Here is an 11,518-nt window from a genome sequence, read left to right as displayed (position 1 = left end):
CCGGCGTGGACGTCGGCGCCGCCGAGACCGTTCTGGGTGATCTCCTCGCCGGTGACCGCCTTGACGACGTCCGGACCGGTGATGAACATCTGCGAGGTCTCACGGACCATGAACACGAAGTCGGTGAGCGCCGGGCTGTAGGCCGCGCCACCCGCGCACGGGCCGAGCATCACGCTGATCTGCGGGATAACGCCGGAGGCGCGGGTGTTGCGCTGGAAGATGCCGCCATACCCCGCGAGGGCCGAGACGCCCTCCTGGATGCGGGCGCCCGCGCCGTCGTTCAGCGAGACCAGCGGCGCACCCGCCGCGATCGCCATATCCATGATCTTGTGAATCTTCGTCGCGTGGGCCTCGCCCAGCGCGCCGCCGAAGATCCGGAAGTCGTGCGCGTAGACGAAGACCGTACGGCCCACCACCGTGCCCCAGCCGGTGATCACACCGTCGGTGTACGGCTTCTTCGCCTCCAAGCCGAAGCCCGTCGCCCGGTGCCGCCGCAACTGCTCGACCTCCCGGAACGACCCCGCGTCCAGCAGCAGCTCAATCCGCTCACGCGCCGTCAGCTTGCCCTTCGCGTGCTGCGCCGCGGTCGCCTTCTCGCTGGGGCCGTGGAGCGCCTCGTGGCGGATGTGGGCCAGCTCTTCGATCCGGTCTGGTGAAGCCGGTGGGGCGGGGGCGGTCTGCGGCGACAAGGCCAACTCCTTTCAGCGGCGAGCATGGTGGCTGACTGGTGCGGTCAACTGGTGCGGTCAACTGGCGCGGTCAACTGGTGCGGTCGGCCACGAAGTCGCAGAGGGTCTCCAGAACGCTGCGCGCCGGTATCGGCGGCAGCGTCGCGAGCGCGGCACGGGCGCAGTCGAGCCGGTCCCGCATCATGGCCTCCGCCTCGGCGACGGCCGGAGCGTGCTGGAAGAGCTCCAGGGCCCGCTGGTGGGCCTCGCGATCGCTGAGCAGCCGACCGCCGTCCGCCAGCAGGCGGCGCAGTTCGGCACCTCGGGCGCTCATGTCCGCGCGGGCCAGCAGCACCGGCAGGCTGGCCACTCCGGCCAGCAGGTCCTTGCCCTGTTCCTTGCCGGTGAGGTCGGCGGGCGAGGCGAGGTCCAGCAGGTCGTCGGCGATCTGGAAGGCGGTACCGAGATACATTCCGTACGCGGCGAGGGCGTCCGCGTACGGCTTCGGCGCGTCGGCCTCGCACGCGCCGATCCGCAGGGCCATGGACAGCAGCGCGGCCGTCTTGCCCCCGACCACCTGGAAGTAGTGCTCGACGGGGTCCTGGCCCGGTGCGGGGCCGATGAGTTCGCGCGCCTGGCCGTCCACCAGGCGGGCCGCGGTGTCGGCGTTGAGACGTACGGCTTCGGGACCGAGCTCGGCGGCGAGCCGCCCGGCCCGCGCGAGCAGCCAGTCCCCGCCGCGTACGGCCTGCCGGTTGCCCCAGAGGGTGTTGGCGCTGGGAACGGCGTGCCGGGTGGCGGCCTCGTCCATCACGTCGTCGTGGTACAGCGAGGCGACATGGACCAGCTCCGCGATGACCGCGGCCTGACGCACCCCGTCCCGCCACGGCTCACCGAACTCCGCGGCCAGCAGCACCAGTACGGGCCGCAGCCGCTTGCCACCAGCGGCGGTCACATGGCCGGTCAGAGCCCCGACCCGCGGATCGGCGGAGTCACCCGCGTGCCCCTGGATCTCCTTCTCCACGGCCTCCAACGGCCCCCGCAACCGCGCCTCAGCCTCCCGGTCCCCCAGCCTGAGGCGATAACGGGGACCCCGCTGGAACACCGACCACACCGCGTCCCGGACGGGTCCGGTGGCACGGGTACGGGGCCGGGTGGCGGCCGATCCGCGGCGTCCCTTACCTATCACCAGATCGCTCCGGACGACGAGGGTGCCAACGGGTCCCGCACAGTCTGCTCAGTCATGAAGAAACCCCCCAGACAATATCTGTATGAAATATCTGAACTCTTCCACCATGACTGTGCACTCCAGTCCCGAACAACAACGCTGGCCGGTTACTGCCATGCGAAATGCCTTCCGGGCTCTCGGTGCGAGGTATGACTCATTCCCGTGGAATGAAGCGGGCCAGGGCCTGGCGGTTGCCGTCCCCGCCCAGCCGCGCGGCCATCGGCTCCCTTCGCCATCTTCAGAGCACAGCGTGAGTCCTGACGTGCGGGCCGCCGCTAGGATCAGGAGGCGGTAGCCACGAGGTCAGGTACTGTCCCGAGCTACGCCGCACAAACACCCTTCATGCTGTCGAAGAGAGCAAGAACGGCCCGGGCAGAAGGCAGAATCATGCGCCCCTCCCGGGTAAGCCGCGCCCCCCTTGAGTCTCGAGCGAAGAGCTGGGCACCCAGCATCTGTTCCAGGCACTTAATCTGGTAGCTAATGGCAGGCTGCGAGTATCCAAGCACTCTCGCCGCCTGGTCCATACGTCCAATTTCGGCGACAGCTACAAAGGCGCGAAACTCACGCTCGTGCATTGGTCCCCCGGTATCTGGGTTGAGCCCCCATAGAGGCCCGCTTGGAGTACACCCCCATATCAACTCATCTGAAGTGACCGATCAACGAATGGTGCAGGAAGCTGCAACAGGGCTGTGTCACCTCGCGCACAGAAGAGAGAGGGCGCCCCAGGTAGCTACCTGGGGCGCCCTCTCGGTCTAGGCGCTAGCGGAGAGACTCAGACCGACCGGCCACGGTGCCCCACGGTGCCGGAGACTACCCATGGCTGATGGCCCTCAGCACATTGAGCCGGGCGCCCCTGCGCGCGGGAGCGAGCGACGCGAGGACCCCGACCACGGCCGCGCCGACCAGATAGGTGAACATCTGGCTCCAGGGCAGGGACAGTTCCGTGACGCCCTGCTCGCGCATCGCTCGGGCCACCGCGAGTCCGAGCACTCCGCCGACCACGATGCCGAGCAGAGCGCCGAAGAGCGAGATCACCACCGACTCGGACATGATCATGCGAATCGTCTGGCCGCGGCTGAGACCGATGGCCCGGAGCGCGCCCAGCTCGCTGGTGCGCTCCAGAACGGACAGGGCGAGCGTGTTCACGATGCCGAGCACCGCGATCAGCATCGCGACACCCAACAGGGCTTGTACCACGGTGAGGATCATGGCAAAGCCACCGCTGTACAGGTCCAGGACCTCGGACTTGGTCTTGAGCGATACCTCGGGGCTGTACTTGAGGTGCTTCTCCAGCTGCGGCCGAACCTCCGACACACTGGCTCCAGCGCTCAACTCGAAGAATGCCTGGGAGGGCTGCTTGGCACGGAACCCGGCCTCCGCGTCAGCCCACGGGACGACCAGGCCTTCCGCCAACGCCGTGTTCTCGAAGATGCCCGCGACCTTGTAGGTACGGGGCTCCCCGCGCTGAAGCTGGACAGTGATCTTGTCGCCGACTCCGACGCCGCGGCTCTTCGCCGTGGCCTCGTTCATGACCACCGTCCCAGCGGCCAGCGAGCCGATGGACCCCTGCTTCTCCCGCACTCCGAGCATGTCGCGCGCCACGGACCAGTCCTGCCAGGCGACGACAGGCTGCTTGTCTTTGCCGACAGTTGCCATGTCGAACGACATCGCCGCGACGTTCTTCACCCCGGCCGACCGACCTGCCTCGGCCAACGCCGCCGGGTCGATGGCCGCTGAGAGTGCCGAGCCGCTCTCGCCGACAGCCATGAGGTCCGCCTTGAGGTCATGCGAGACCACGTCGCCGACGCTCTTCTCGGCCGAGACGGCCACGGTGCTGATGGCGGTCACCAAGGCGACGCCAATCATCATCGCCGAGGCGGTGACGGCGGTACGCCGGGGATTGCGGGCGGAGTTGCGGCGTCCGAGCTGTCCGGGCAGTGAACGGGAGAACGGCACTCCCAGGGCCCAGACCGAAGGCTTGCTGATCAGTGGGGCCAGCAGCGCCACGCCGACGAACACCAACAGCACACCCACCAGCATCATGCCGATTCCGCTGTCTCCGAAGAGGCTGAGCGCCAGCAGAACGGCCCCGAGGCCGAAGAGGACGCCGCCCGTCCAGGTCTGTTTCCGGCCCTTGCCGTCCGTGGTGGCCGAGGCGCGGATCACCGCGATCGGCGCCACCTTCGCCGCCCGCATCGCGGGGAAGAGCGCGGCCATCATCGTCACGAGAATGCCGACGGCGAAGGCGGTGACCACCGCGCTCGCCGGTACCTGGAGTGAGCCCACCGCCAGACCGTCGATCGAACCGGAGAGCAGGCTGGCGCCGAGTGCGCCGATCCCGACACCGGCCGCCAGGCCCAGGGCGGAGGAGACGAGCCCGACGACGAAGGACTCGAGCAGCACGGAGTTGATCATCTGGCGGCGGCTGGCTCCCAGCGCCCTCAGCAGGGCGAGTTCCTTGATCCGCTGCGCGATGATGATCGAGAAGGTGTTGACGATCAGGAAGATGCCGACGAGCACCGCCACCGCGGCGAAGCCCAGCAGGACCTGGCCCATCAGATCCAGCACACCACGCGACGCGTCGGAGTCCTTCTTGGCCAGCTCCTTGCCGGTCAGGACCTCGAATCCGGCGCCGAGTTCCTTGGTCAGCGCGCTCCGCACGGAGGCGACGGAGGCACCCGAGGCCGCGTCGATCTTGACTCCGGAGAATCCGCCCGCCTCGCCCATCATGAGCTGCTGGGCGACCGGCACGGTGAAGGCCACCGTCTGCTCGCCACCGATGGAGTCGCGTCCCTCGGTGTAGCCGAAGACGCCGGCCACGGTGAAAGTCTGCTTGGGCTCGCTGGTCAGCACGCCGATCCGGTCGCCGACCTTGAAGCCGCCCTTCTTGGCCAGCCCCGCGTTGATGGCCACCTCAGTGTCCGTCCGCGGCTCGCTCCCCGAGCGCAGGCTGAGCAGTTCGCCTTCGCCCCGCCAACTCTCGCCGTATCGGGGCCCACCGGTGCCCGGCACCAGCCTGCCATCCTTGCCCAGCACGCGTGCGCCTTCGGCCTTGACGACGCCGACCGCCGCGCCGACACCGGGAACCTTGGCCACCCGCTCGACCATCGCCGGGTCGGCCGGCGGCACCACGGCCTTCTCACCTGTCCCGGCCTTCACCTTAGGCTTGAGCGAAACATGCAGGTCGGTGTCGACATAGGCACCGGTGAACTGGTTGTCGATGGACCGACCCAACGTGTCCCGGATGACCATCGAACCGGACACGAACATCACCGCGAGCACCACAGCGAGTCCCGACAGGACAAGCCGCAGCTTGCGGGACAAGAGGCTCTTGAGCGTGGCTGTCAGCATCACGCCACCCGCGCCTGGACGTCGATCTTCCGCATCATGTCGAGCACGGTGTCCGCCGTCGGCTCCCTGAGCTCGTCCACGATCTGGCCGTCGGCCAGGAAGACGACCCGGTCCGAGTACGACGCGGCGTTCGGGTCATGCGTGACCATGACGATCGTCTGCCCCAGCGTACGGACCGAGTACTGAAGGAACTTGAGCACCTCGGTACCCGACGTGGAGTCCAGGTTGCCGGTCGGCTCGTCGGCGAAGATGACCTCGGGCTGGGAGACCAGGGCACGGGCGCAGGCCACCCGCTGCTGCTGCCCACCGGACAATTCGGTCGGCCGGTGGGCGAGTCGCCCGGCCAGGCCTACTGTGTCGATGACCCGGTCGAACCAGTCCTTCGATGGCTTGCGCCCGGCGATCGAGAGCGGCAGCAGAATGTTCTCCTCCGCGGTAAGCGTCGGCAACAGATTGAACTGCTGGAAGATGAACCCGATCTGGCTCCGGCGCATCCTGGTGAGTTCCTTGTCGGACATCCCGTTCACCTGCAGGTCGCCGACGAACACATCCCCGGCTGTTACGGCGTCCAGCCCGGCCAGGCAGTGCATGAGCGTTGATTTGCCTGATCCGGAAGGGCCCATGATTGCCGTGAATTCACCCTGCGCGAGCTCCACACTCACGCCACGCAGCGCTGCTACCTGCGCCTCTCCCGCACCGTACAGCTTTGTCACACCAACTGCTCGGGCTGCAGCCTGCTTCGTTGAAATAGTCGCGGTCACGCGACTCACACTCCCCACAAGGGTTGGAACCTGACGGTCGAGCGCCGAACTGCCGGACCGCGCATGGTGATTTACGAGGACACCAGAATCGGGTTCACGACGGCCACGCCTACCGATCGGCATAGATCCTGCTCCTGATAAGAGCGGAAGCAGAGCGCATATCGAATTCTTGACATCGAAGGCGGGCTGACGCAGAGCCGTACACAGAGGAGTCCCGGGGCGCGCTCTCAGGCTTATGCGACAGGCGAGCTCAGGCCCGTTGCCGTCGCCCGTCTCCCGGCGGAGCGCAGCAGCCCGTCGCTGATCCGTACGGCGGTGTCGACCAGCGCCCCGGTCAGCAGCCGCTCCGGGCGGGACGGCACCTGGGAGGGTCTTCCCGACACCACGACAGCGGCCAGGACCTTGCCGCCCGCCTTACTCCGTACGGGTACGGCAACTGACACAGCGCCGGGCACAAAGATGTCCGGCCCGTGCGCCCAGCCCCGGCTGCGTACTCGGGCCAGGTGCGCGGCGCTGAAACGGGCGCCGCTCAACCCCTCGTAGAGCTCGTCGGGTTCCTCCCAGGCGAGCAGCACCTGGGCGATCGGTCCGGCCTTGGCAGGCCGCGCGGTGCCGATGGGGACCAGGTGATCACGAGTGTCGCCACGCTCGGCGGCGGCGACGCAGACCTGAAGGTCGCCGCGTCGCCGGAAGAGACGGGCATCGAGACCACTGAAACCGGCGAGTTCGGTGAGCAGCGGACCCGAAATCTGCACCATCCGGTCACGGTGCGTTTCGACGGCGAGATTGCCCAGTCGCGGTCCGATGATGAACCGGCCCTTGGCGTCCCGTCCGAACAGTCCCAGCCGTTCCAGCGCCAGCGCGAGCCGGTGCACCGTGGGCCGGCTGATTCCGGTGCAGGCGACCAGTTCCGCGAGCGTCGCCGGGTCCCGCTCCACCACGCTGAGCAGCATGGACGCCTTGTCGAGGACACCGACTCCGCTCTCCGGCCGATGCCGGCTTACTGTGCTCACCGGGCTGGCGCCAGTCGGGTGCGGATGTCGTCCATCAGGGTCAGCCGCTGGTCGTTCCGATAGAAGTGGTCGCCGGGCAGTACCACCCGGTCGAACCCCTTGCGAGCGATCTCGGACCAGCCGCGTACGGATGCGACGTCCACGTCGGGATCGCTGTCGCCGACGTAGCTGACGACGGGACACGGCAGCTCGACACCGGGCCTGGCCCGGTAGTCGGCGACGATCCTGAAGTCCGTCCGGATCGCTGGGAGGCAGAGCAGACGTAGCCTCGGCGGCGCCTGGGCGGCGTACCGCCGCGGCCAGACGCCTTCGGTACCTACGGGCATGGTGCTTCGGTCTCCTCGGTCGCTCGGTTGAGAGAGCCTGTCGCGGTCAGCCGACCAGGGCGCCGGTGCTGTCCAGGGCGCCAGGGCTGTCCACGGACACCACCTCCACATCCGGGGCGATCCGGCGGACCAGTCCGGCCAGGGTGCGCCCGGGTCCGAGCTCCACGAGGCGGCGGCAGCCCAGCTTGTCGGTGAGGGTGCGTACGCTTTGCTCCCACAGCACGGGGTGGGTCAGCTGGCGGGCGCCGAGCGCGGGCCAGTCGGCCAGGCCGGAGTACGGTTCGGCGTCCACGTTGGCGACCACCGGCAGGTGCGTGGGCGCGAAGAGCGTGTGGCTCAGCGCCACGGACAAGGCTTCCGCGGCGGGTTCCATCAACGGGCTGTGGAACGCCCCGCCGACCTTGAGGCGAATCATCTTGGCGCCGATCGAGGGGGCCGCCTCGGCCGCTCGCTCGATGCCTTCTACGGTGCCGGAGAGGACAGTCTGGCCGGGAGCGTTGACATTGGCCACCCACACGTCGGAGCCCGCCGCGCGCAGTTCGTCCACCAGGCCCTGTACGGCTTCCAGCGGCGCGGCGACCAGGACGCCCATGGTGCCCTCGCGCTGCCGCGCGGCATCCCGCATGGCGCGGCCGCGGGCAGCGACCAGCGCGGCGGCCTCGCCGACGGTGAGGGCGCCGGCGGCGGTCAGCGCGGTGTACTCACCGAGGCTGTGCCCGGCGCAGGCGACCACCATCTCGCCGTCGAGCAGTCCACTGCGTACCGACTCGTGATGGGCCATCACGGACACGGTGAAAATGGCGAGTTGGGCGAGATCGGTGCGGCGCAGTTCCTGGTCTGGGGTGTTCAGGAGAATGTCGGCGATGTCCTCGCCGATGGTCTCGGACACCTCGGTGGTCACGCACCAGGACGCGGTATCCCGCCATGGCTCGCCCATTCCCTGGCGTTGTGTGCCCTGTCCGGGAAACATCAGGGCGACTGGTTCTGCCTTCATCGAATCACCCTTCATCGAATCACCCAACAACCAGAGTTCACCGCGAGGTAGGGAAGATGAGGCACGGCGCCCGGAGACCGCTCCAGCGGCTCCGGGCCCGTGCTTCAGCGGCTTACGGGGGAATGAAGCCGCCGAGCGGGAGGCACTTCCTACGGGGCCGAAAGCGCCGTCCTCGCATTCCATATAACGGTGCGCGATCGACGGTCGGCAACGGACCTTTCAGGAAGCTGCCACTCCTCTCCCCGGGAACGGCCGCCGCGACTCAGGACCGGCGTTGCCGAATGTCCAGGAAGTGGGGAGCAGCCTGAGTTCCGCCGCCCGCACCCCGGCCTGGAAGCGTGAGCGGGCACCGAGCAGCGTCATGATCTCGGCGACATAGCGCCGGTACGTGCGCACGGAGACGGTCAGTTCGCGGGCGGCCACTTCGTCGGTGACGCCCTCACGAAGCGCCCCCAGGATCTGCCGGGCCAGGTCGGCCCGGGCCGGGTCGCCGAAGGAGATACGTTCCTGCGCGGATACGGCTCCGCGCCACACCCCCTCCATCAGCGTGCGCAGCGCGAGCAGGATCTCCGGCGCCTCGACGACCGAGGCCCGGCGGCCGAGCGCGGACTCGGCGACCACCAGCCCCCGGCTTCCGTCCACGATCAGCGCCTGGATCGGGGGCAGTCGGGCCACCTTGATCGCCACGGGGTGTTCGCTCGCCGCCTGCTCCTGGACGAACCCCTCGTCCAGCAGCGCGGGCGCGCTCAGCATGCGCACCTTGACCTTTTCGACGTCGCCGCGCATGAGTTTGCGTTCGGCGTCCGGTGGATGACCCTCCAGGCTCACATTTCGGCCGTGGATGATGTCGATGGTGCGCTCGGCCCCGTCAATCAACTCCTGGGCCGTGCGGAGGATTTCCCCGTACCCCCCGTCGACGGTATTGATCAGCCGGCTGCCCGCCAATTGCCCGCGGTGCTGGGTGACCGCGGCGTCGATCAATTCACGGATTTCACAGAGTGCCTCCTCAAGCCCTCCGTCGGCGCTTCCCCAGGTGGTGGTGGTCATGGTCACTGCTCACTCACCGCCGGTGCCTGGCTGTCGCGACTTCTCCTTCGACCGCATCCTGCTGTACGCATGCGTCCTAGCCCCCTTGAGATGTTCCGCCGGGACCTACGGCTCTGAGGCCCCGGTTCCAGCCAGGCGCGCTTGTGGCGCGCCACTGCCTGCCTACACGGCTCTGTCCTTCAGCAGGCCCAGCTCCACGGCACGCACGCCCGCCTGAAAGCGGGACGTCGCCCCGAGTTCACGCATGATTTCCGCTACATGGCGCCGATACGTCCGCAGCGAGACGCCCATCTCCCGTGCCGCCTCTTCGTCGGTGTATCCGGCGCGCAGCTTTCCGAGGATCGTGTGGGAGACGTCCGTACGCAGCCGCGCGCCCATGCCGAGATGGGCGGCGAGTGGGCGGGCACCGGACCACGCACCAGCGAACAGCAACTCCAGGGCCCGGACGGCGGCGGGGTCCCGTACGGTCACCGCGTGCCCCTGCGGGAGGTCCGATGACTCGGAGCGCACCAGCGCCACCGACCCGTCGACGACGAGCAGTTCCCGCAGTTCGCCCTCGGCGACCCGCGCCTCCATCCGTACGTGGCGCAGCCGCTCGGCGAGTTCCAGCAGTTCGGGCACGGCGTCCGCAGGCCAGAGACCTCGGACCACGACCCGGGGAGTGAAGCCCGTACGGCCACGGATGGCATCGGGGGCGCGATCGGCGAATACCTTCGTGACCGCTTCCGCGAACACGCCGCCTCTGACCACGGCCAGCCCCACCGAGTGGCGTACTCCACTGAGCAGTTGATCGACCGTCTCAGCGAGGGCTCTACCGTCGACCCGTGAGATCAGCTCCGGACCTTCAGATTGCCGTCGCAAAGAAATTGTAGATTCAATCAACGCATCCGCTTCTAACAATGCCCGTTCCACGCGCTGATCGTGGTCACCACGAACCATGTCCCTGTACCCCCGTACGGACTTAGTTGCTCAATACAGCTAGCCCGTCGGGGAGTCACAAGGAAACCACGGCCAGGACCACGCGCATGGAGCACATTCGATCACGAAACAGTAATCGCCGCGCCTGTCCCAGTCAATGAGATACGTGGCGACTGGACGCATGCGGCATTTCGAACCTTTGATATTCCAAGACGAGATGCAGTTCTGTCAGTAAGCTGCACTCACCTCAAGCAACCGGAATCGTTTTCCTCCAAATAGCGCACGCTGTATAACCGAACCACTACGTCCGGTAGCGGTGAACGTCCTCTACCGGCCACCTCGCCCCTTGTCTCCGCGTACCGCACTACGTTCACCGCGTGACCACAAGTTGCACACCGACCACTCGGCCAACCGACCTCGAGCCCTTGACCATCGGCGGCTTCGACGCGTGCGCGTGGTGGTGGCGGACCCCCACTGGACCGTACGAGCTGGCTGACCTGGGCCTCCTCGACCGCCAGGAGCACGCCCGGCTGAACCGCATGAAGTCGGCGACGGCCGCGGCCGAGTTCGTCATGTGCCGCGCCACGGTCCGGCGCGTCCTCGCCCCGCTGCTCGGCGTGGAGCCCAGGGAAGTGGTACTCGGGCGTCGCCCGTGCCCCGGCTGCGGGGACGCGCGGCACGGGCCGCCGACCGTCTCGCATCCGGCGAACTTCTGGCATATCAGCATGTCGCACAGCTCCGGGATCGGCATGCTCGCCGTCGCGGAGCGCCCGGTGGGCGTCGATGTCGAAGCGGTCCGGGACACGCCCGTCGACACCCTCTCCGAGAGAGTGCTCACCCGACTGGAGCGCGAGCACGTCGATGACCTGCCCGAGGGCATCGCGCGCACGCTGGCGTTCCTGCGCTGCTGGACCCGCAAGGAAGCCGTACTCAAGGGCGCGGGCATCGGGATCACCACCGACCTCACCGCTGTGGAGACACACCCCAGCCACGCGGGTCCGGTCGCCGTGACCACGGAACTGGGCGGCCAGCGGGAGACCTGGTCGGTCACGCGCCCCGTGGTGCCCAGCGGCTGGACGGCCGCGCTCGCCCTGCGGGGCACCGGACATCCGACGACGACCACCCGGCGATGGCCGGATACCTCAACGCTTTGAGCCTTCCAGTGAAACGTTTGATCCTCCCTTGATGCCCTTGTTGATCACAACGTTCGCA

11 protein-coding genes are annotated in these 11,518 nt (G+C 68.0%); 1 reads left to right on the top strand and 10 read right to left on the bottom strand.

Annotated elements, in window-relative coordinates:
• The 10 genes from GCN81_RS27495 to GCN81_RS27450 all read right to left on the bottom strand — a co-directional run.
• Positions 1 to 689: carboxyl transferase domain-containing protein (locus GCN81_RS27495; protein WP_407698025.1), on the bottom strand; the 689-nt coding region annotated here is incomplete at its 3' end.
• A gap of 70 nt (positions 690 to 759) precedes the next feature.
• On the bottom strand, positions 760 to 1,857 hold the full coding sequence (locus tag GCN81_RS27490; protein ID WP_231627012.1) for a polyprenyl synthetase family protein: 1,098 nt from the start codon (positions 1,855 to 1,857) through the stop codon (positions 760 to 762).
• Between the two features lie 359 nt (positions 1,858 to 2,216).
• Positions 2,217 to 2,471 (bottom strand): helix-turn-helix domain-containing protein, encoded by a 255-nt coding sequence (locus GCN81_RS27485; protein ID WP_156727277.1) that lies wholly within the window; start codon positions 2,469 to 2,471, stop codon positions 2,217 to 2,219.
• A gap of 235 nt (positions 2,472 to 2,706) precedes the next feature.
• On the bottom strand, positions 2,707 to 5,247 hold the full coding sequence (locus tag GCN81_RS27480) for an ABC transporter permease (RefSeq protein ID WP_156727276.1): 2,541 nt from the start codon (positions 5,245 to 5,247) through the stop codon (positions 2,707 to 2,709).
• On the bottom strand, positions 5,247 to 6,008 hold the full coding sequence (locus tag GCN81_RS27475; protein ID WP_156727284.1) for an ABC transporter ATP-binding protein: 762 nt from the start codon (positions 6,006 to 6,008) through the stop codon (positions 5,247 to 5,249). The genes GCN81_RS27480 and GCN81_RS27475 overlap by 1 nt, the downstream gene beginning before the upstream one ends.
• A gap of 233 nt (positions 6,009 to 6,241) precedes the next feature.
• Positions 6,242 to 7,021: an IclR family transcriptional regulator gene (locus GCN81_RS27470; protein WP_267904608.1), complete on the bottom strand. Its 780-nt coding sequence runs from the start codon at positions 7,019 to 7,021 to the stop codon at positions 6,242 to 6,244.
• Positions 7,018 to 7,347: a thioesterase II family protein gene (locus GCN81_RS27465; RefSeq protein ID WP_156727275.1), complete on the bottom strand. Its 330-nt coding sequence runs from the start codon at positions 7,345 to 7,347 to the stop codon at positions 7,018 to 7,020. The genes GCN81_RS27470 and GCN81_RS27465 overlap by 4 nt, the downstream gene beginning before the upstream one ends.
• A gap of 46 nt (positions 7,348 to 7,393) precedes the next feature.
• Positions 7,394 to 8,341 carry an ACP S-malonyltransferase gene (locus GCN81_RS27460; RefSeq protein WP_156727274.1) on the bottom strand — a complete coding sequence of 316 codons (948 nt, stop codon included), beginning with the start codon at positions 8,339 to 8,341 and terminating at the stop codon, positions 7,394 to 7,396.
• A 219-nt stretch (positions 8,342 to 8,560) separates the two neighbouring features.
• A complete protein-coding gene (locus GCN81_RS27455) occupies positions 8,561 to 9,388 on the bottom strand; it encodes a helix-turn-helix transcriptional regulator (RefSeq protein ID WP_156727273.1) in 828 nt (275 codons plus the stop codon).
• A gap of 162 nt (positions 9,389 to 9,550) precedes the next feature.
• Complete coding sequence (locus tag GCN81_RS27450; RefSeq protein WP_231627011.1) at positions 9,551 to 10,150, bottom strand: helix-turn-helix transcriptional regulator; 600 nt, start codon at positions 10,148 to 10,150, stop codon at positions 9,551 to 9,553.
• Between the two features lie 581 nt (positions 10,151 to 10,731).
• On the opposite strand from GCN81_RS27450, the gene GCN81_RS27445 reads away from it, so the two are divergent.
• Positions 10,732 to 11,460, top strand: a complete 729-nt coding sequence (locus GCN81_RS27445) for a 4'-phosphopantetheinyl transferase family protein (RefSeq protein ID WP_231627010.1) — start codon at positions 10,732 to 10,734, stop codon at positions 11,458 to 11,460.
• Positions 11,461 to 11,518 lie beyond the last annotated feature (58 nt).

Source organism: Streptomyces apocyni (assembly GCF_009739465.1).
GTDB classification, from domain to species: domain Bacteria; phylum Actinomycetota; class Actinomycetes; order Streptomycetales; family Streptomycetaceae; genus Streptomyces; species Streptomyces apocyni.
This window is presented reverse-complemented; position numbering and strand designations above follow the sequence as displayed.